Raw genomic sequence first — 18,999 nt, 5'->3', positions numbered from 1 at the left:
TTATGCCTTGTATTAAGAATTGTAACGCAGCTCTCAGACTAAAGGCAACCCAATCTGACAGTATCCCAACGTAGCTAAAGACCTAGGGCTAAGCCTTAGAAAGTGGGTGAACTGAACCCCGCCCTAGAAGGGCGAGGCTTCTACCCCGGTTAGGGGCTTAATTCCGGGTTCCCCAGTAAAAGACGAACCGCCTCTTGCAGGATATTCCATGCAGCGGTCACGTCGCGAACATGCTGCCTTCCGCACGATGGGCACCTCCACTCTCGGTCACTGAGCGTCAAATTGTCGTTCAGTGACCCGCAATCCCAGCAAAGCTTGGTGGACGGGAACCAGCGCTCAATGAATTGAACGGCAGCTCCGTACCACTTGCCCTTATAGGTGGTGTAGACGTGCAGCGCTCGGATACAGATTATCTACGGCGCTTTGGAGTGACTGTGAATTGGGGTATTTCAGCCACGCAAATTGCCGCTTCAAGTCGGGCAGCATCACCTTGTACTGATTCTTCTTGAACTGGCGCGTTTCCTTGAACAGCGCCAACATCCGGTTGTAGACAAACCGCACACAGCCAAAGTGGTGAGCAAAGCATTGCTCCTGTTCCTGATTCGGGTAGATGCGAAATTTGTAGGCTTTGTTAATCAGCATGACTGTAGTGCGTCCGTCCTAAAAACTATACTATAGGTGTGCAGTTACCGGCAATATGCAGGGCAACGGTTTAACCGCTATGAGGCAAGATGGTATACAGGTCAAGTCAACGCGCCACGCCAAGTATCAATCAGGGCACCACTTTGTCTGGATACCCTTTAAGCGGCGCAAAATCTTTCGAGATGAGGCTATCATTGAGGCCACGAAGCGGTATATCCGAGAGGCGGCGGCGAACAATGACATTGAGATTGAGGCCATCGAGATTGACCGCACCCTGATAGACCACGTTCACGTTTTTGCATCATTCCCGCCTAGAATGTCAGCGTCTCAAGTCGTGAACATCCTGAAAGGCTACAGTTCACGGCATCTTAGGATGGAGTTTCCCTGGCTGAAGCAGCTCTACCAAAAAGATCCGCTTTGGGCCAGGTCGTTTTATTGGGGAACCTGTGGCCATGTGTCGGCTCAAACCGTTAAGCGCTATATCGAGGAGTGCCAGGGTTGATCAACTCTGCCGCTTTGCAGCGGCGCGGGAACCATTCTGTATCCCCGACCTGAAGCAAGGGGGTTTATCTGGTTCCCGTGCCCTCCATTTTCTATAAATCACTATCCAGCGGTTTCACATCGGGTAGGGCTGGAAGCCCCGTACTTCAGTGCGGGGAGGAAAGCCTCTTTAGCAACTTCAGTTGCCTTAGGTTATAATTGTAGTGCGGACACCAGAAACGGTTGTTCAAGGCACTGGTAACGGTCGATTGGGGGTGTCGTAAACCACCCCAGAGGCTCGCGGTTGGCTTGCTAACTGCAGGGCTACTGAAAGCTCCCTGTTTTAGCTGGGAGTAGTTTACTTCAGCACTGATATTTGCCAAACCTTGATGACTGTTATGGGCATCTTGCCGGCGATGATTGCTTGGTTCTGATCGCCAAAACCATTAAACGTTCAGCAGATTTAGTGGCGCGCTATGGCGGTGACGAGTTGCCATTTTACCGAAGAACACCGTAAAGCCCCTTGTTTTCGGCCAATCAAGGATCATAATAGATCTTGATTGCAGTACCCTCTCATCCCCACTCCGCCATTCATGACCTATAAGCGACTCAGCGAAACCGAACGCCAGCGTGTTTTCCAGCAGTACAGCCAAGGGCTAACGGTCAAAGACTTAGCGACTGAATTTGGCGTTAGCGAAAATACCATTCGTCGCATTGTTAAGCAAATGGAAACCGAGTCGCCAGCTCTGCCGCTTCTGAGTCTGGCAGCGGCTCCCTTGCCCCCCGAGGCAGACAGCACCGACGAAGAAGAGCTTGAGGGGGAAAGCCTTGCCCTAGATGAAGATGACTACGACGATAGCGACGAAGACGAACTGGATGAGGACGAACTAGGGATTGAACCAGTTCTGCCGGATGTACCAGAGATTGAGGCGGTGGAGTCCTTGGAGGTCATGCCTTTAGCGGCTGCCACCCTACCGCGCCCGTGCTATGTGGTAGTGGATCGCCGGGCTGAACTACTGACCCGTCCCCTAGAGGCGTTTCGTGGCCTAGGCCCTCTCTCTAGTGAAGAGGCTCAGCAAAGCACCCTGCCGATTTTCGATAGTCGTCCGGTGGCGCTGCGCTACTCACAGCAAAACCAACGACTCTTCAAAGCTAGCGATGTGCAATGGCGCAAAACAGTGGTCAAAGTGCCTGATGGCGAAATGCTGCGCAAGGTTACTGGCTACCTCCAGGCAAAGGGAATTACCCGCGTGTTATATCATGGGCGTGTGTATGCGCTGGATCTAGAATAAGCTAGGGGCAAGTATGCGATGTCAGGGATGCCCCTTGGAGGTCTCCTTGGTGGGAGTTAGGAGCTGGGTAAGTACAGTATGAAAGCAATGATCTTGGCCGCCGGAAAAGGCACCCGGGTACGCCCGATTACCTACACGATTCCGAAGCCAATGATCCCAATTTTGCAGAAACCCGTGATGGAGTTTTTGGTGGAGCTGCTGCGCAAGCACGGTTTTACCGAGATTATGGTGAACGTCAGCCATCTGGCCCACGAAATTGAAAACTACTTTCAGGATGGGCAGCGCTTTGGTGTTGATATTGCCTACTCGTTTGAGGGGTACATTCAAGATGGTGAGCTAGTGGGGAAGGCGCTTGGCTCGGCGGGTGGTATCAAACGGATTCAGGATTTTAACCCGTTCTTTGACGATACGTTTATTGTGTTGTGCGGTGATGCCCTCATTGACCTAGATTTGACGGCAGCCGTGCAGTGGCACCGCCAGAAAGGGGCGATCGCCACCGTCATTATGAAAACAGTTCCCCAGGATGATGTCTCCAGCTATGGTGTTGTTGTAACCGACGAGAGCGATCGCATCACGGCCTTTCAGGAAAAACCCCGTATTGAAGAGGCACTGAGCAACACCATCAATACAGGAATCTATATCTTTGAACCTGAAGTGCTAGACTACGTGCCCTCGAATCAAGAGTTTGACATCGGCAGTCAACTATTTCCCAAACTGGTAGCCATGGGGGCACCCTTCTATGGCTTGGCGATGGACTTTGAGTGGATTGATATTGGTAAGGTTCCCGACTATTGGCAAGCGGTGCGCAGTGTGCTCAACGGTACAATTACCAATGTGTCTATTCCTGGGCATGAGCGCTTTCCTGGGATTTATACGGGGTTGAATGTAGCCGTTAACTGGGATAGGGTAACGATTCAAGGACCGGTCTATATTGGCGGCATGACGAAAATAGAGGATGGCGCGACGATCATTGGGCCAACGATGATTGGGCCGAATTGCCACGTTTGTGGTGGTGCCGTGGTGGATAACTGTGTCATCTTTGAGTACTCTCGCCTTGGTTCGGATGTCCGCCTAGTGGATAAGCTCGTTTTTGGTCGCTACTGTGTGGATAAAACGGGAACCACCATTGACCTCAAAGCTGCCGCCCTCGATTGGTTAATCACGGACTCTCGGCAAACCGAGATTTTGCCTAGCCCCCTAAATCTCAAAGAAGTTGTCTCCTAGCGGGGTGGGAATTGATTATTAACCACACCTACAAGTTCATCTTCCTAAAAACTCGCAAAACAGCGGGAACGAGCCTAGAAATTGCCCTCTCGCAGTTTTGTACGGCCACGGACACCATCACGCCCATTCGCTGGCAGGATGAGCGGATTCGTCGCCAATTAGGCTACGTGGGGCCTCGTAACTATCGCGCTCCCGTGTCAGACTATACTCCCTCAGATTGGCTGGCCTTGTTTTACCGTGGTCCAAAGCGACTCCTGAGTAATCATGACCCTGCAAAGCACGTTCAGCGGGTGGTTGGCTCAGAGATCTGGCAAACGTACTTTACGTTTTGTTTTGAGCGCAACCCCTTTGATAAGGCCATCAGTCGCTATTACTGGAACACCAGTGAACCGCGCCCTCCCATTGATGAGTATCTGCAAAGTGTCCAACCGGACTTATTGTCTAACTGGGGGATTTACACCATTGCGGATCAGATTGCGGTGGACTTTGTGGGGCGCTACGAACGCCTAAATGAGGATTTGGCCATTATCCAAGAGAAACTTGGTTTGCCACGGCCATTGAACTTGCCGCGAGCTAAGGCTGGGTATCGTAAAAATCGCGATCACTATAGTCGGGTCTTAAATGCGGCGGCGCGGCAGCGGATTGAAGCGGTTTGTGCCAACGAGATCGCCCAGTTTGGCTACCACTGGGAAGCAATCTAGAGCTAAGTGAAAATACTTACGACGACTGATGATTGATGTCAACAATTGTTACAAGAGGCGGCGGGGATCATAAGACTTGTGGAGAACTCCTACGAACCGCTGACATTTCCTAGCATCCTTAGGGGCGATCGCAGTAGGTTGAGAATCAGTACAGGGCAGCAAATGACGAGCCAATGGTGTTTGTCAGATGCTAGGCGTGCCGGCTAGACTGCTTTTTCCATCACAGTATGGCAGGGCGCCGAAGATTGCCTCTGTGGATGACGCAAAATCTACCTAAAGAATGCCTATGAAAGTTGGGGTCGTTAAGGAACGCGAAGTGGGAGAGCAGCGGGTCGCCCTCATTCCCGATGTCGTAGCCAAGCTGGTACAGCAGGGGTATCACATCTGTGTGGAAGCGGGAGCGGGCGATATGGCTCACTTCAGCGATGATGACTATCGGGCAGCGGGTGCAGACATCTATCCCTCAATCGAAGACGTGTGGGGCGGGGTTGATGTTTTGCTGAAGGTTTCTCCCCTACGCGATCGGGAAGTGGAGTGGATTCGCCCAGGCACAACCCTCATTAGTTTTCTGAACCCTTTGGGGAACCCATGGCAGATGCAGCACCTTGCAGAACGCCATATTACTGCCTTTGCCCTTGAATGTATTCCCCGCAGTAGCCGTGCCCAGAGCATGGATGCCCTTTCGTCCCAAGCAGCGGTCGCGGGCTATGCTGCGGTTCTATTGGCTGCCTCAAATCTGCCGCGGTTTTTCCCTATGCTCACTACTGCCGCAGGCACGATTGCGCCAGCGAAAGTGTTTGTGATTGGGGCCGGAGTGGCAGGTCTGCAGGCGATCGCCACTGCCCGTCGCCTAGGGGCGGTGGTCGAAGCCTTTGATATTCGGCCTGCGGTCAAGGAAGAGGTGCAAAGCTTAGGGGCAAAATTTGTGGAGGTAAACCTAGACGAAGACACCGTTGCCGCGGGTGGCTATGCCAAGGACGTCTCGGAGAGTGCCAAGCACAAAACTCAAGAGGCGATCGCTGCCCATGTTCACAGTGCCGATGTCGTAATTACCACTGCTCAGGTTCCGGGTAAACCAGCCCCCCTCTTGGTGACTGAGCGGATGGTGGCCAGCATGAAACCCGGTTCAGTCATTGTGGATCTGGCGGCTGAGCAGGGGGGCAACTGCGCGTGCACCGAGCCGGGGCGATCTATCTGCCATCAGCGGGTAACGATCATTGGCGCTATTAACCTGCCGTCCTCCATGGCCATTCACGCCAGCCAAATGTACGCCAAAAATATTTCAACCCTTCTGAAGTACCTCAGCCCGAACCAAGAATTGCAGTTGAATTTTGGCGATGACATTATTGATGCAGCCTGCATTACCCACGAAGGTCAAGTGCGCAACCCACGGGTACTGCAACTTTTACATCCTGCGGACACTTTGGCAGTCAGTGTTTAAGGAAGTTTTACAGACAATCGTGCTGCCCTTTAGAGGTGTTGTTCTATGACAGATCCAATTATTGTCGGTCTGATAATTTTTGTCTTGGCCAGTTTTGTTGGCTTTGAGGTCATTAATAAGGTGCCCCCTACCCTCCACACCCCCTTGATGTCCGGGTCAAACGCCATTTCTGGAATTGCCGTCATTGGTGCACTGCTGATGGCGGGGAGCGGTCACACTACTCTGACGGTTGTCCTTGGCTTTATTGCGACGGTCTTAGCCACCGTCAATGTGGTGGGCGGCTTTTTAGTCACCGACCGGATGTTGCAAATGTTTAAGCGGTGAGGCAGAGTGCCATGGATTGGTTAACACGGATTGAAGACTTAAGCTATTTGGGGGCGGCCGCCCTATTTATTGTTGGCCTCAAACAATTAGGGTCACCCGCAACCGCCCGCCAAGGAAATCGCCTTGCTGCTTTGGGAATGCTCCTAGCCATTGTTGTGACCCTTTTAGATCGGCAAATTATTAGCTATACGGGCATTTTGGCCGCGATTGGTTTGGGGAGCATCATTGGGGCAGTGGCCGCTTACAAGGTGGAGATGACCGCTATGCCGCAGATGGTGGGGCTGCTCAACGGTTTGGGCGGTGCAGCCTCAGCCTTGGTGGGGATTGGCGAATTTTGCCGCATTGTGGCCGTTGGCGAGCCGCTCCCCCTGAGTACCCTTGTGACGATTATTTTAGGGGTGCTCATTGGCGGGGTTACCCTGACCGGCAGCTTAGTGGCCTTTGGCAAGTTGCAGGGACTCATTTCCGGAACGCCTGTGATCTTCCCTATGCAGCAGGGTATTAATTTTGGCTTACTGGTTGCGTTTTTGGCCACCAGTGTTCTCATCTGGCTGGATCCGTCCCAGATGGGTCTATTTTGGAGCTTGGTGGCGATCGCCGGTGTCTTGGGGGTTCTTTTTGTCATCCCCATTGGGGGCGCCGATATGCCCGTTGTAATTTCGCTGTTGAACTCCCTCTCTGGTTTAGCGGCAAGTGCAGCAGGGTTTATTGTTGGCAACAGTATGCTGATTATTGCCGGTGCCCTTGTTGGTGCCTCCGGCTTAATTCTGACCCAGATCATGTGCAAGGCCATGAATCGCTCCTTGGCCAATGTGCTCTTTAGTGGCTTTGGCGGCGGCGGTGCTAAAGCAGCGAGTGGCGTCACCAGTGCAGCTACTCCCAAGACGGTTCGCACCATTGACTCGGAAGAAAGCGCCATGATGCTGGGCTATGCCAAGTCGGTGGTGATTGTACCGGGCTATGGCATGGCAGTTGCCCAAGCGCAGCACAGTGTTAAGGAATTGGCGGATCAACTGGAGCGGCTAGGGGTAGAGGTCAAGTATGCCATTCATCCCGTGGCCGGACGGATGCCCGGGCACATGAACGTCCTGTTGGCAGAGGCAAATGTGCCCTACCCGCAACTCAAGGACATGGAGGACATCAACCCCGAATTTGAGAATGTGGATGTTGCCTTAGTCATTGGAGCCAATGATGTGGTCAATCCGGCAGCCCGCACCAACCCCGGCAGTCCGGTGTATGGAATGCCGATTCTGGATGTGGATCGGGCGCGGCACACCATCGTGATTAAGCGTAGTCTCAGCCCTGGTTTTGCCGGTATTGACAATGAGTTGTTCTACAAAGATAAAACCCTGATGATGTTTGGCAGTGCCAAAGATGTGCTGAATAAGCTGATTACTGAGGTGAAACAGCTCTAGCGACAACTGACTGCGGCAGTGCGGCTAAAGACTGCCGCAACCTGTTCTAGCTCAAACTGATCGAGGCGATCCAGAACCCAGTGGCAGCGGCGTTGCAGCATATGAAAGGGGTATGTGTGGGCAACGCCCATCACCCGTATGCCTGCTGCTTTTGCCGACTCAATGCCTGCAAACGTATCTTCAATGGCTAAGCAGTCGCTAGCCGCCAGAGCCAGTTCTGGAAACTGCTGCTGTAAGCGCTCTAGTGCCCGCTGATAGGGGTCAGGATAGGGTTTGCCGCGATCCACCTCTTCAGCACTGACGATACAGTCAACGGCGGATGTCATCTCTGCGCGTGCTAAGGCCAAGGTGACCTCTGATCGCAGCGCTCCCGTCACAATGGCAATTTTTAGGCCTGATCCCCGCAGGTGTTGCAATAATGGCAGGGCACCGGCGAAGAACGGCAACGGATCACTGTTAGTGAACCATTGCTGGTAGGCGACTGCTTTTTTGCGAATCAGGGTCTCTAAATAGTCAGCCGTGATGACACGACCGCGCCGACTCAGCAGGTTATCAAGGCAGGCGCGATCGCTGCGGCCAAGACAAAACTGGTCGTACTCCCCCCGCTGGGGGCGCAGGTTTTCCTGAAGGAGAATCTCATCAATAAGGGCGGCATGAATCGGCTCGTCGTCCAAGATGACGCCGTTAAAGTCGAAGAGAATGGCCTTTAGGGGCATACCTGTACAAGTTCAGGGAATAACTGCTGAATGCGCTGCTGGATCTGCGCTTCGTCACTGAGGTGGGCAGTGTCTGCAGTCTGCCGCATTAAGGATTCTCCGACTAACACGGCTTGGGCACCAGCGGCTGCCACCCGCTCAACGTGAGCCTGCTCGTGGATGCCTGACTCGCTGACCACCACAATCCCGCGATCGCACAGTTGTCCGCCATAGGTTGCCAAGAGTGCCTCTGTAGTCGCCAAATTCACACTAAAGTCCTCAAGATTACGGTTATTAATGCCCACAAGCTGTACCCCTTCAAGAGCCAAGACTCGCTCCATTTCACTGGCCGTGTGCACTTCAACGAGGGCAGTCATTCCCAAGCTGTTAGCAATGCGCAGAAAATAGTCCAAATCGCGATCGCAAAGGATGGCCGCAATCAGCAGTACCGCGTCAGCACCCCGTAACCGCGCCAGAAACATCTGGTAGGGGTAGATGATAAAGTCTTTGCACAATAGCGGTAGCTCAACGGCGGATCGAATCTGCTCGAGATACTCAAAACTCCCTTGGAAAAACTCGCTGTCTGTTAGTACAGAGATACAGGTGGCACCGGCAGCCGCGTAGGCGTGGGCGATCGCCACCGGATTAAAGTTGGCACGGATCACCCCTTTACTGGGGGAGGCCTTCTTCACTTCGGCAATGAGGGCAGGCCGGGTCACTGGCGATCGCAGGGCATCAATAAACGACCGCACTGGCGGGGCATTCAGCACTTGGCGTTGTAATTCCGCTAGCGGGAGGCTGTCGCGCAGTTGCTCAACCTCCTGCTCTTTGTGCCAAACAATTTTTTCCAGAATATGGCGGGGTTCCCCGTCCACCACAGGAACTTGATAATGGAGGGTATGAACCGTCACGGCAGGATTCGGGGGACGGCGGCGAATGTGCATAGGGTCTCTCGTAGCAGTTCCGCATTCAGTCATTGACCATAGGATAGAACAGAATGCAGTACTTGGGGATCAATCTGGCGGCAGTCTGCACTCAACAATCACGAGAGTGGACTTAGCACCTTATCGGCCGTATCAACGGCAACCTCACCCACCACTTCGGGGCTGTTGGCTTCCGATGGCGGAACGACTTGCCAAAAGAGCGGCAAGTAACGCTCCCACTCCTGCAAGATCATAGCGGCTTTCGCGCTGCCCGTGCGATCGCGATGCGCCGTAATGAGTTGCCGCAGTTGCGCTGCACCAATGGCGGAGGTGACCCGCTGGAGCTTGACAATTTCGGGATTAACTTTAGCGGGGAAGGTGCCTGCCTCATCAAGGATATAGGCCAAGCCACCGGTCATCCCTGCCCCAACGTTACGCCCTGTAGTGCCGAGCACCACGACGACACCGCCTGTCATATACTCGCAGCAATGATCGCCGGTTCCTTCAACCACGGCTTGCGCCTTCGAGTTACGTACTGCAAAGCGCTCGCCAGCACGGCCATTGGCAAAGAGTACCCCACCCGTGGCACCGTAGAGACAGGTATTGCCGATAATGACGTTCTCAGCAGCGGTGTAAGGGGCGTTCGGCTTGGGTTTAATGATGAGTTCGCCACCGTGCATTCCCTTGCCCACGTAGTCGTTGGCTTCGCCAGTTAGCCGCAGGATCATCCCCGGTAGGTTAAAGGCACCAAAGCTCTGACCAGCACTCCCGTAGAAGTTGAGGGTGATTTGCCCTTCAAAGCCAGTGTTGCCATACTGCTTGGCAATGGCACCGGCAATGCGCGCCCCTACCGTGCGATCGGTGTTGACAATAGGTAACTCTAGTTCGACCGTCTGCTGCTTGGCAATGGCGGTTTGCACTTCGGGTCGCGCCAAAATCTCATCGTCAAGCACTGCGCCATTACTATGAACGGCTTCGTGCTGTAGCCAGCGGCGATCGCTGCGGGTATCCGGCAGCTTAGTTAAGCAGTCGAGGTTGAGGGCAGCGGTTTTGGCCAACTGAATATCTTGGCGAGGACTCAGCAGATCCGCACGCCCTACCACATCTTGCAACGACCGGTAACCAAGCTTTGCTAAGATTGAGCGCACCTCTTCGGCAATAAACAGGAAGAAGTTAACCACATGCTCAGGCATACCGGGGAAACGTTGGCGCAGTTCGTCTTTTTGGGTGGCAACGCCTACCGGGCAGTTATTGGTGTGGCAAATACGCGCCATAATACAGCCCTCGGCAATCATGGCCACTGAGCCAAACCCAAATTCTTCGGCTCCCATCAGCGCCCCCATCACCACGTCCCAGCCGCACTTGAGACCGCCATCAACCCGCAGGACAACGCGATCGCGCAGTTGATTGTCTAAAAGAACACGGTGAACTTCCGTTAACCCCAGTTCCCACGGACTACCGGCGTGCTTAATGGAACTCAAGGGAGACGCACCCGTGCCGCCATCGTGACCAGAAATTTGAATCACATCGGCATTGGCTTTGGCCACGCCCGCCGCAATCGTGCCAATGCCAATTTCCGCCACGAGCTTCACCGAGACCTGAGCTTGGGGATTAATCTGGTGCAGATCAAAGATCAGTTGCGCCAAGTCCTCGATGGAGTAAATGTCGTGGTGCGGCGGTGGCGAAATCAGGGAGACCCCAGGCTTCGATCGCCGCAGCATCGCAATGTAGGGGCTGACTTTCGTGCCCGGCAGTTGACCGCCTTCACCAGGTTTTGCACCTTGGGCAATTTTAATTTCAATTTGTTGGGCATGGGTCAGGTATTCGGGGGTTACCCCAAAGCGCCCGGAAGCCACCTGTTTAATGGCAGAACTAGCGGTGTCACCGTTCCGCAACCCTCGCAGGTGCGGCAACTGGGGCGATCGCCCTTCAGCATCCACATCGTTGAGCACTTGGAACCGCACTGGGTCTTCGCCCCCTTCACCGGAGTTGGATTTGCCACCAAGGCGATTCATGGCGATCGCTAGCACCTCGTGAGCTTCCCGTGAGAGTGCCCCCAAGGACATCCCGCCAGTGCAGAAGCGTTTGACAATTTCGCTGGCAGGCTCGACGTGCTCTAAGGGAATACTGGGGCGATCGCTGCGGAACTCCAACAAATCCCGCAGAGCCGTAGGGGGGCGACCCGTCAACTGCTGCCGATACGTCTCGTAGTGGTCATAGCGATTGGCCGTCACCGCCTTATGCAGGGCTTTGGCCATTTCCGGGTTGTTCATGTGGTACTCCCCCCCCGGACGGAACTGCACAAACCCAAAGTTTTCCAGCTTCTTGCTCGTCAGTTCCGGGAAGGCTTTGTGGTGGAAGGTAATCGTTTCCTGGGCTAAATCCCGCAGGGTTAAGCCGCCCACCCGAGAGGTGGTGCCAATAAAAGCCGTGTTGAGCAGATCATCCCCAATGCCAATGGCCTCAAAAATTTGGGCACCGCGATAGCTGGCAATTAAGGAAATTCCCATTTTGGAAAGAATTTTCAGCAGTCCCTCTTCAATTGCTTTGCGGTAGTTGGCTTGGGCGGTTTGCAAATCAATACTGGCCAGCTTGCCTTTAGCCATCAGGTTTTGGGTGCGATCGCTGTGCCACCACTGGCGGATGGTCTCCCACGTGAGGTAAGGGCACACAGCACCGGCACCATAGCCAATGAGACAGGCAAAGTGATGCGTACTCCAGCATTGGGCTGTTTCCACTACCAAGGAGACCCGCCGACGAATGCCTTGGGCAATGAGGTGATGGTGTACCGCCCCTACTGCTAATAACGGCGGAATATAGGAAGTGTCCGCAGCAACCATCTGTAACTCACCGGCTCCATTGTGGCGATCGCTGAGAACTAAAATGGCAGAGCCAGCCTGAACCGCGGCAGCCGCCTGCTCACAGAGGCGCTTCACCGCCACTTCCAGCCCACTTGGGCCTTGATCAATGGCAAATTGCGTCGAAAGCCGCACAGTGCCAAAGGGAGCCTTGAGAATCTCTGCGAGTTCCGCCTCGTTAATAATGGGCGAATTGAGTTGTAGCAGCCGTGCATCCTCTGGAGACTCTACCAAAAGATTCCCCCGCGCTCCCAAGCGCGTCACAAGGGACATCACCAGCTTCTCGCGCAATGGGTCAATGGGCGGATTCGTGACTTGGGCAAAGCGCTGCTTGAAGTAGTCGTAAAGGAGATGGGGCTGCGACGAAAGCACCGCCAAGGGAATATCATCCCCCATACAAAACGTCGGCTCCTTGCCATCCTTGGCCATGGCCTCGATTACCATCTCCACATCTTCGGCACTAAAGCCAAAGGCGGTCTGCTGTTGCAAGCAGGTGGTGCTGTCGAGTTGCGGCGCTTCCCAGTAGGCTTGGGGCACCAGTTCTTGGCGATAGGTTTTCAGCCATTCGCCGTAGGGCTGCTGCTGCGCCACCCGCTGTTTAATTTCCCAGTTGGTGAGTAATTCTTGGTGCTCCAGATCGACGGCAATCATTTGCCCTGGGCCAAGCCGACCTTTTTCTAGAACCGTGTCTTCGGCAATTTGAATACTGCCCGCTTCCGAAGAAACAATCACCAAATCGTCGGTGGTCAAGGTGTAGCGGGCAGGGCGCAGGCCATTGCGATCAAGGGTGGCACCAACAATTTTGCCATCGGAAAACGCTACCAACGCAGGCCCATCCCACGCTTCCTGAATACCGCTGTAGTATTCGTAAAAGTCCACCACTTCAGGGTGCTCTGCTAGATCCGGTTGATTTTGGTAAGCCTCCGGCACCAGCATCATCATGGCGTGCAGGGGGTGGCGACCCGATTGCACCAGTAACTCTAGCACATTATCCAGATTGGCAGAGTCGCTATTGTCAGCGTTCACAATTGGGGTTAAGTCTTCAAAGGCACCTTGCCAGTAGGGATGAGCCAACTGCGATTGGCGTGCCCGCATCCAGTTGATATTCCCCAAGAGGGTATTAATTTCCCCGTTGTGACCCAGCATCCGCATCGGCTGTGCCAGAGGCCACTTCGGCATGGTATTGGTGCTAAAGCGGCGATGGTACAGGGCAAACGGGCTGATGTAGTTGGGGTTGCGCAGGTCGTCGTAAAACTGAGCTAACACCACTGAGCGCACCATTCCCTTATAGACAATGGTGCGGGTGGAAAACGAACAGATGTAAAAGTCTTGCCGCCACTCGGCGGTGGTTTGGGCAACGGCACGTTCAATACGCTTACGGGTGAGGTATAGCTGCCGCTCTAGCTCGTCACCGCTTGCCCTGCTGGATGCCACAAACAGTTGCTCAATTTGAGGTTGATTTTGCTTGGCTTGTACACCCAGAACTTCAGGGTGAACCGGTACGGTGCGCCAGCCGAGCAACCGCAGTTCATTTTGACTGAGCACCCGCTCCACAATTTCTTTTGCCGCTGCCGTTGCCGCCCCTTGGGGCAAAAAGATCATGGCTACCCCAATCCGCTGCCGCGGAATGCCAAACTCGGGTAATAGCTCCCACGGAATCGCGGTCATAATCCCAGCGCCATCCCCAGAGTCGCGATCGGCGCTGCAACCGCCGCGGTGTTCTAAGCAGATCAGACCCTCTAGGGCTTGCGCCACAATGCGGTGACTCGCCATCCCTTTGCGGTGGGCGACAAAGCCAACGCCACAGGCATCTCGCTCTTCCACAAGCCAAGGTTGTCCATGGTAACCATTATTCAGGGTGGTAGCGCTGGCTGGGGAAAAAGGGGAGGGTTGTTGCATGGGTCTGAAAACAGAAACGTTGATTTAAGCAGGCGGTAAATCAGAGGGTTGTCACTGTTCAAGTTCTAAGCTGTAGCGACTGAAAAACGCCACGACTCTAAATCTAAAGGAGAGCCAAGGCGACAGTGCATTCCGTAATAATTGCTTAGTGGAACAAGATTAACAACACAAACGTCCCGCCTCAACCATTATAAGGATTTCTCTGGGTTACGGATAGTCAAGGCAAGAATTGTTAAGATTCTGCGAAAAATCGTTTTGTTCGTCACTCAACTTCTTAGCTAGGGAACGGGAGTTGGGCGTGAGTTGACCCCTCTCCCGTGCTCCCCAATTTGCGTTTCCCTAGAGTGCAGGAGCGCTATTGGCCAAATAGCCTTAGCCAGCCCAACCTTTGGCGGCTTGATCCAGCACGTAGGCGGCCACGTCTTGAATTTGCTCGTCCGTTAAGCGGCCAGCAAAGGCAGGCATAGCGTTTTTGCCGTGTTGCACTTGGTAAATAATGGCATCTTCAGAGTTCATGCCAAATTGTTCGAGGGCTTCTTTTTTCAGGGTTTTGTTGGCCATGACCACATTGCCACCACCCATGTGGCACGCCGCACAGTTCCCACTAAAGACTTTTGCGCCATTTGCCAAATCTGCCGCAAGGGCAGGGGGGGTCAGCACCATAAACGTGGCGATCGCCAAGGCGCAAACACTGATCAATAGTTTTTTCAACGGAGTTCTCCTTTCATGGAATGCGTCAGAATCGCTGTGAGGAGTGTAAACGTCACCAAAGGCAAGTTTAGCAAAGTTCCCAACTCAGGGAGCACTGTCGGCGAAGGTTTCAGTGCCCCAGCCGGGAGCCACGGCTGCCGCGCGCAAAATAAAGGCCGCCAAATCCTCTAGCTGATTGGTGGTGAGCCAATCCTCACTCACTTGGCGGCACCAGTAGCTTTCTTCGCTGCCATCGTAGGACATGGGCAGGCGCTGAAACGCCACTAAGCTCGCAATGTTGTCCCGAGGCGGCACGGCTCCCTTGAGGTCCTTTAAGGACAAAGACACCAAGGGATTGGGTAAGGTCGTGCCACCCACATGACAGTTTTTGCAGTTTTCCTCAAAGAGGCGCTTACCGCGGGTGAGATCTTCGGGCGTAAAGGCACGAGTATCGCCACGGTCATTGAGGGGCAGTTCAATGGCCTCAGTTGCTTTCAGGTACTGGATGACGTAATTGTCAACCCCACTGGCAGCGGCTGGAGTCGCTATCGCCCCCCAACACCAAACCATAACAAGCAGGAGGAGCAATCCTAGGCGCGGTGCCCAAAAACGAGTTAGGTGCATGAGTTTCGACAAATCCTTGTCTATTGGTTAGTAATAAATTTTGCCGCCACCCCATTTATCCCCGAGAATTTTCGGCTCAACGAGAATATGACCCGCGATCGCCACTAGATCTTGCTCCGTCAGGTTACGCATTTTGGGGAAAATATCCGCACTGCGCAGGCTGGGGTGCACCTCGGCAATTTCCTCTTCGCCATCGTAGGTGGTGGGGTTTTTCATGTAGTCCACCAACCCCTCAATGGTATCCCGAGGGGGGGTAGCCAGCGCCAAGGTTTCCGTGCGCAGATCAAGGTTAGGATTGGTTTTAGTGATACCTCCCACATGACAGGACGCACAGGCATACTGGAATAATCGCTTGCCTTCTTGATATTGCTTTTCGGTGAGGGTCACCGTTTTCCCTTCACTGTTGAGGGGGACGGTCAGCGTCTCTGGGGTTAGTTCAGCAGCCATGGCGGTGCCTGTGGTAAATGGCCAAAGGCAGAGGCAGAGAGCTACCGCAAGCCAAACACATTTCTTTAACATAGTTCTCCCAATAAAGCAGGTCTTACGATTGCGGTGGTGTGTCCCGTTGATCGCTGGCAGGGGGGGTGGTCAACGCCAGAATGATCGCTTTCGCATCTTCTAGGGGCAAGCGCGTCTGCGGGCTGGTATAGCGAATACCAAGGCGATCGCACCAATCACAGACCACCTCTACAGAAACCCCGTAGTCAGCAGCCAACTGGGCGATCGCCATATCCACAAACCCCATGCCCAACTCCCCGCGTGGGATCAACGACCAAGTATCATTATCATGCCATTGTGGCGACTCTTTACCGAAAAACGCCGTAAAGCCCCTAGCTTTAGCTATGGGGATATAAGGCGCATATTGTTTTATCAAGCTGAGTCTGTGATAAAATGGAACCATGAGAGTCATAGAAGCCAAGCTAAAGGGCACACAGGAGCAATACCAGTCTTTGAACGAAGCCATCCGTACCGCACAGTTTGTGCGCAACAAGTGTGTACGGTACTGGATGGACAACAAGGGCGTGGGTAGGAATGACCTCTATTCCCACTGCAAAGACCTAGCCAAAGGGTTTGACTTTGCCAAGAAGTTAAACTCATCAGCAAGGCAGGCAAGTGCAGAGCGGGCTTGGGCTTCTATCTCTCGGTTCTATACCAACTGCAAAAACAAGGCGGTCAAGAAAGGGTATCCCAAGTTCAAGAAGCATTGCCGCTCTGTAGAGTACAAGCTATCGGGTTGGAAGCTATCAGGGGATGGGATGTCCATCACCTTCACTGATGGCTTCAGTGCTGGTACTTTTGCTCTGTACTGCAATGGTGAGGCAAGACAGTATATCCTCAACTCTAAAATCAACCGAGTGCGAGTGGTACGCAGAGCAGATGGGTACTATGCTCAATTCTGCTTGGATGTGGAGCGCAAAGAGCAGGGAGAGTACACAGGCAATGTCATTGGTATTGACTTGGGGTTAAAACACTTCTACATCGACCAGAACGGAAACACGGTCGATTGTCCCAAGTTTTTAAGACGTAGTGAACGGAGGTTAAAGCAACACCAACGCAGATTAAGTCGGAAGTTCAGGAAAGGGGCGAAACCTCAATCCAAGAATTATCACAAGCAAAGGAAACGACTAGGCAAAGTACATCTGAAAGTTCAACGCCAACGTAAAGACTGGGCAATCAAGCTTGCTCGGTGCGTAGTGGCATCTAACGATGTCGTGGTGTATGAGGACTTGCAGGTGAAGAACCTAGTCAAGAATCATCATCTTGCCAAATCCATCCATGATGCTAGTTGGTCTCAGTTCACCCAATGGCTGGACTACTACGGGAAGGTGTGGGATAAGGCAGTAGTGTCAGTACCGCCACAATACACCACACAGGACTGTACTCATTGCGGTCATAGGGTGCCCAAAACCCTATCCACTAGAACCCATAGTTGTCCTAAGTGCGGGTTTGAGTTAGACAGAGACCAGAACGCGGCTCTGAATATCTTGAAAAAGGGGCTAAACATCTTGGGGATGGAATGGCAAAACAGTACCCAAGGGCATTGGGGAACTGGGGAGAAATCCCAAACGACTGGGGAGACAAGCACCTCTGCTATGGATGGGAAACCTGAAATGGTAAGTGCTGTCGCTGAACTAGTAACAAGAATCCCCTGCCTTTAGGCATGGGGAGTATGTCAAACAGCATGCCTTTAGACATAGTTTTGAGATCTAAGTCTTCAGCAAATATCATTCCTGCTTGATCGCAAAGATGATGCGCTGTCTTAAAGTGGAAATCCTTTCTGCTATCGCTGATACGCTGATGATGTCTAGCTACCTTTTGTTGAGCCTTGTGCCAGTTTTTTGACCCTAGTTTTTTGTGTTTCAGCCTTTGTTGCAGCAATTTCAGCTTGCTTTGAGCATCTACAAAAAACCGTGGTCTTGGTACAAGTTCATGGTCAGAAGTAGCTAAAAACTTCTCTAAACCCAAGTCAATTCCTAGAACATGACCGTGAGGTGTTGCTTTCGGAATCTCCACATCACACTGCAAAGCCAACATCGCAAAGTAGCCAGATGCTCTTTTAACTATTCTGATTTGCTTGATAATAAAGCCATCAGGAATAGGGCGAGACTGTCTAAACTTGACTCTGCCAATCATCGGCAAATCAATATGATTACCGATAACTGTTCTACGATGAGGGCTGGATGCGCCTCGGCTACCGGAAATAAACTCGGTTGCTGTACTGCGTATCGCTGCTGCTGCTGGTAGGTGCGGATCGGCAGTTTCCACTGCTCAAGGGTGGCTAGGCTCAGCTCAAGGTTGCCGGTGCTGCTGTAGGTTCCCGCCGGCGATCGCAACCGCCATTGCTCCTGCGCCGAAAACAGCTCCCCCTGCTGCCCCTCTGCGGCAGGCGAGTTAGAGTGCATGACTCAGCACTTAATAGGTCACCAACGTCGTAATGGGAACATCAGGGAGCTTAGCACGCCCTCCCAAGTCCGCTAGCTCGACAATAAACGCAAAGCCGTGAAGCTCCGCTGAGGCCTGTGCCATTAACCCCGCTGCGGCGGCAGCTGTGCCCCCCGTAGCGATCAAATCATCCACAATCAGCACCCGTTGCCCAGGCTGAATCGCATCTTGGTGCATTTCTAGGCGATCGCTACCGTACTCTAGGGTATATTCCACGGAATACACAGGACGGCACAGCTTACCCGGTTTGCGCAGGGGAATAAACCCCGCTCCTAAGTGATAGGCCAAGGGTGCGCCAAAAATAAACCCTCGCGATTCAATGCCAGCCACATAGTCAAGGCCATCATGGCGATGCTTTTCCACCAGTTGGTCAACCACATACCGCAGTCCCGCTTGATTTTGCAGCAGTGTTGTTAAATCCCGGAATAAAATGCCGGGCTTTGGAAAATCTGGGACATCACGAATGAGGGATTTTAAGTCCATAGCACCTTTGGCCATCAATGCGATCCAGAAGCATCCTACCCTAAATTTGACGGCCTGTGGTTGACACAGAGGGTTAGCTTGGTAGCTCCGTACTTTAGTACGGGGTGGAAAAGCCCTAAAGCAACTTTAGTTGCTCTGTGCTAAACTATACTTGGTCGCCATCCTTGGTGAAAAACCCAATCGGCGACAGTTGTTACAAGTAAGCAGAACCTTGGGGCTTTGCCTCTAGGAACTGTGTAGGGGCGTCTTGACAACGCCTTTATGAGTTCGTTTATGGACTGCGTAAGAATCCCCCACCTTTAGGTGGTGGGAGTGTAAATCCAACGCAACGCCTGCCATAGCCCTACGTTGTGCGCGTGGCTGAG

Annotated in this window: 21 protein-coding genes; 9 read left to right on the top strand and 12 right to left on the bottom strand. The window is 53.2% G+C overall.

Annotation, left to right across the window (positions count from 1 at the left end; all coding sequences use genetic code 11):
* Positions 1-149 precede the first annotated feature (149 nt).
* Together L5470_RS02625 and L5470_RS02620 are read right to left on the bottom strand one after the other, a co-directional pair.
* Positions 150-341, bottom strand: coding sequence for a zinc ribbon domain-containing protein (locus L5470_RS02625; RefSeq protein ID WP_499498327.1), 192 nt, complete (start codon positions 339-341; stop codon positions 150-152).
* Positions 342-372: 31 nt separating this feature from the next.
* Positions 373-642: a helix-turn-helix domain-containing protein gene (locus L5470_RS02620; protein ID WP_499497987.1), complete on the bottom strand. Its 270-nt coding sequence runs from the start codon at positions 640-642 to the stop codon at positions 373-375.
* Between the two features lie 79 nt (positions 643-721).
* Between L5470_RS02620 and tnpA the strand changes: the two genes are divergently transcribed.
* The 8 genes from tnpA (at position 722) to L5470_RS02580 (ending at position 7,519) form a co-directional block, all read left to right on the top strand.
* Positions 722-1,144, top strand: coding sequence for an IS200/IS605 family transposase (gene tnpA, locus L5470_RS02615; protein ID WP_499497985.1), 423 nt, complete (start codon positions 722-724; stop codon positions 1,142-1,144).
* A 354-nt stretch (positions 1,145-1,498) separates the two neighbouring features.
* The gene (locus L5470_RS02610; RefSeq protein WP_099798006.1) at positions 1,499-1,639 is read left to right on the top strand and encodes a diguanylate cyclase; all 141 of its coding nucleotides are present in this window, start codon (positions 1,499-1,501) and stop codon (positions 1,637-1,639) included.
* Between the two features lie 76 nt (positions 1,640-1,715).
* Positions 1,716-2,414, top strand: coding sequence for a helix-turn-helix domain-containing protein (locus L5470_RS02605; RefSeq protein WP_099798004.1), 699 nt, complete (start codon positions 1,716-1,718; stop codon positions 2,412-2,414).
* A gap of 78 nt (positions 2,415-2,492) precedes the next feature.
* The gene (locus L5470_RS02600) at positions 2,493-3,638 is read left to right on the top strand and encodes a nucleotidyltransferase family protein (RefSeq protein WP_099798002.1); all 1,146 of its coding nucleotides are present in this window, start codon (positions 2,493-2,495) and stop codon (positions 3,636-3,638) included.
* Between the two features lie 11 nt (positions 3,639-3,649).
* Positions 3,650-4,339: a sulfotransferase family protein gene (locus L5470_RS02595; protein ID WP_499497982.1), complete on the top strand. Its 690-nt coding sequence runs from the start codon at positions 3,650-3,652 to the stop codon at positions 4,337-4,339.
* Positions 4,340-4,625: 286 nt separating this feature from the next.
* On the top strand, positions 4,626-5,780 hold the full coding sequence (locus tag L5470_RS02590; protein WP_099797999.1) for a Re/Si-specific NAD(P)(+) transhydrogenase subunit alpha: 1,155 nt from the start codon (positions 4,626-4,628) through the stop codon (positions 5,778-5,780).
* Positions 5,781-5,825: 45 nt separating this feature from the next.
* A complete protein-coding gene (locus tag L5470_RS02585) occupies positions 5,826-6,104 on the top strand; it encodes an NAD(P) transhydrogenase subunit alpha part 2 (protein WP_099797997.1) in 279 nt (92 codons plus the stop codon).
* 11 nt (positions 6,105-6,115) lie between these two features.
* Entirely contained in the window at positions 6,116-7,519 is a 1,404-nt protein-coding gene (locus tag L5470_RS02580) for an NAD(P)(+) transhydrogenase (Re/Si-specific) subunit beta (RefSeq protein ID WP_499497979.1), read from the top strand.
* Here the strand turns inward: L5470_RS02580 and L5470_RS02575 are convergent.
* The 7 genes from L5470_RS02575 to L5470_RS02545 all read right to left on the bottom strand — a co-directional run bounded on the left by L5470_RS02575 (position 7,516) and on the right by L5470_RS02545 (position 15,953).
* On the bottom strand, positions 7,516-8,235 hold the full coding sequence (locus L5470_RS02575) for an HAD family hydrolase (protein ID WP_499497977.1): 720 nt from the start codon (positions 8,233-8,235) through the stop codon (positions 7,516-7,518). The genes L5470_RS02580 and L5470_RS02575 overlap by 4 nt on opposite strands.
* A complete protein-coding gene (trpC, locus tag L5470_RS02570; protein ID WP_499497975.1) occupies positions 8,226-9,158 on the bottom strand; it encodes an indole-3-glycerol phosphate synthase TrpC in 933 nt (310 codons plus the stop codon). Before trpC ends, L5470_RS02575 begins: the two co-directional genes overlap by 10 nt.
* Before the next feature lie 98 nt (positions 9,159-9,256).
* Complete coding sequence (locus L5470_RS02565) at positions 9,257-13,894, bottom strand: glutamate synthase-related protein (protein WP_499497973.1); 4,638 nt, start codon at positions 13,892-13,894, stop codon at positions 9,257-9,259.
* A gap of 372 nt (positions 13,895-14,266) precedes the next feature.
* Complete coding sequence (petJ, locus tag L5470_RS02560) at positions 14,267-14,593, bottom strand: cytochrome c6 PetJ (RefSeq protein ID WP_499498325.1); 327 nt, start codon at positions 14,591-14,593, stop codon at positions 14,267-14,269.
* A gap of 96 nt (positions 14,594-14,689) precedes the next feature.
* On the bottom strand, positions 14,690-15,208 hold the full coding sequence (gene psbV2 / locus L5470_RS02555; RefSeq protein WP_099797986.1) for a photosystem II cytochrome PsbV2: 519 nt from the start codon (positions 15,206-15,208) through the stop codon (positions 14,690-14,692).
* A gap of 27 nt (positions 15,209-15,235) precedes the next feature.
* A complete protein-coding gene (gene psbV / locus L5470_RS02550) occupies positions 15,236-15,727 on the bottom strand; it encodes a photosystem II cytochrome c-550 (protein ID WP_099797985.1) in 492 nt (163 codons plus the stop codon).
* 22 nt (positions 15,728-15,749) lie between these two features.
* On the bottom strand, positions 15,750-15,953 hold the full coding sequence (locus tag L5470_RS02545) for a translation initiation factor IF-2 (RefSeq protein WP_099797983.1): 204 nt from the start codon (positions 15,951-15,953) through the stop codon (positions 15,750-15,752).
* A gap of 154 nt (positions 15,954-16,107) precedes the next feature.
* Here L5470_RS02545 and L5470_RS02540 point away from each other — a divergent pair, with 154 nt between their 5' ends.
* The gene (locus tag L5470_RS02540) at positions 16,108-17,367 is read left to right on the top strand and encodes an RNA-guided endonuclease InsQ/TnpB family protein (RefSeq protein WP_499497970.1); all 1,260 of its coding nucleotides are present in this window, start codon (positions 16,108-16,110) and stop codon (positions 17,365-17,367) included.
* Here the strand turns inward: L5470_RS02540 and L5470_RS02535 are convergent.
* Genes L5470_RS02535 through L5470_RS02525 form a run of 3 tightly spaced genes read right to left on the bottom strand, consistent with a single transcriptional unit; the run spans position 17,300 to position 18,634 of the window.
* Entirely contained in the window at positions 17,300-17,842 is a 543-nt protein-coding gene (locus L5470_RS02535) for an RNA-guided endonuclease TnpB family protein (RefSeq protein WP_099799742.1), read from the bottom strand. The genes L5470_RS02540 and L5470_RS02535 overlap by 68 nt on opposite strands.
* Positions 17,839-18,111 carry a hypothetical protein gene (locus tag L5470_RS02530; protein WP_099799743.1) on the bottom strand — a complete coding sequence of 91 codons (273 nt, stop codon included), beginning with the start codon at positions 18,109-18,111 and terminating at the stop codon, positions 17,839-17,841. The genes L5470_RS02535 and L5470_RS02530 overlap by 4 nt, the downstream gene beginning before the upstream one ends.
* A gap of 10 nt (positions 18,112-18,121) precedes the next feature.
* Positions 18,122-18,634 carry an adenine phosphoribosyltransferase gene (locus L5470_RS02525; RefSeq protein WP_099799965.1) on the bottom strand — a complete coding sequence of 171 codons (513 nt, stop codon included), beginning with the start codon at positions 18,632-18,634 and terminating at the stop codon, positions 18,122-18,124.
* Positions 18,635-18,999 lie beyond the last annotated feature (365 nt).

This window comes from Synechococcus sp. PCC 6717 (assembly GCF_022698185.1).
Classification (GTDB): Bacteria; Cyanobacteriota; Cyanobacteriia; order Thermosynechococcales; family Thermosynechococcaceae; genus Thermosynechococcus; species Thermosynechococcus lividus.
Note: the sequence above shows the minus strand (reverse complement) of the source record. Positions and strands in the feature narration are given on the sequence as shown.

Excerpts from the sequence above, each read along its gene's own strand:
- L5470_RS02620 (WP_499497987.1), bottom strand. The coding sequence starts at position 642 with ATGCTGATTAACAAAGCCTACAAATTTCGCATCTACCCGAATCAGGAA.
- tnpA (WP_499497985.1), top strand. The coding sequence starts at position 722 with ATGAGGCAAGATGGTATACAGGTCAAGTCAACGCGCCACGCCAAGTAT.
- L5470_RS02605 (WP_099798004.1), top strand. The coding sequence starts at position 1,716 with ATGACCTATAAGCGACTCAGCGAAACCGAACGCCAGCGTGTTTTCCAG.
- L5470_RS02600 (WP_099798002.1), top strand. The coding sequence starts at position 2,493 with ATGAAAGCAATGATCTTGGCCGCCGGAAAAGGCACCCGGGTACGCCCG.
- L5470_RS02590 (WP_099797999.1), top strand. The coding sequence starts at position 4,626 with ATGAAAGTTGGGGTCGTTAAGGAACGCGAAGTGGGAGAGCAGCGGGTC.
- L5470_RS02585 (WP_099797997.1), top strand. The coding sequence starts at position 5,826 with ATGACAGATCCAATTATTGTCGGTCTGATAATTTTTGTCTTGGCCAGT.
- L5470_RS02580 (WP_499497979.1), top strand. The coding sequence starts at position 6,116 with ATGGATTGGTTAACACGGATTGAAGACTTAAGCTATTTGGGGGCGGCC.
- L5470_RS02575 (WP_499497977.1), bottom strand. The coding sequence starts at position 8,235 with ATGCCCCTAAAGGCCATTCTCTTCGACTTTAACGGCGTCATCTTGGAC.
- trpC (WP_499497975.1), bottom strand. The coding sequence starts at position 9,158 with ATGCACATTCGCCGCCGTCCCCCGAATCCTGCCGTGACGGTTCATACC.
- L5470_RS02565 (WP_499497973.1), bottom strand. The coding sequence starts at position 13,894 with ATGCAACAACCCTCCCCTTTTTCCCCAGCCAGCGCTACCACCCTGAAT.
- psbV2 (WP_099797986.1), bottom strand. The coding sequence starts at position 15,208 with ATGCACCTAACTCGTTTTTGGGCACCGCGCCTAGGATTGCTCCTCCTG.
- psbV (WP_099797985.1), bottom strand. The coding sequence starts at position 15,727 with ATGTTAAAGAAATGTGTTTGGCTTGCGGTAGCTCTCTGCCTCTGCCTT.
- L5470_RS02545 (WP_099797983.1), bottom strand. The coding sequence starts at position 15,953 with ATGGGGTTTGTGGATATGGCGATCGCCCAGTTGGCTGCTGACTACGGG.
- L5470_RS02540 (WP_499497970.1), top strand. The coding sequence starts at position 16,108 with ATGAGAGTCATAGAAGCCAAGCTAAAGGGCACACAGGAGCAATACCAG.
- L5470_RS02535 (WP_099799742.1), bottom strand. The coding sequence starts at position 17,842 with ATGATTGGCAGAGTCAAGTTTAGACAGTCTCGCCCTATTCCTGATGGC.
- L5470_RS02530 (WP_099799743.1), bottom strand. The coding sequence starts at position 18,111 with ATGCACTCTAACTCGCCTGCCGCAGAGGGGCAGCAGGGGGAGCTGTTT.
- L5470_RS02525 (WP_099799965.1), bottom strand. The coding sequence starts at position 18,634 with ATGGACTTAAAATCCCTCATTCGTGATGTCCCAGATTTTCCAAAGCCC.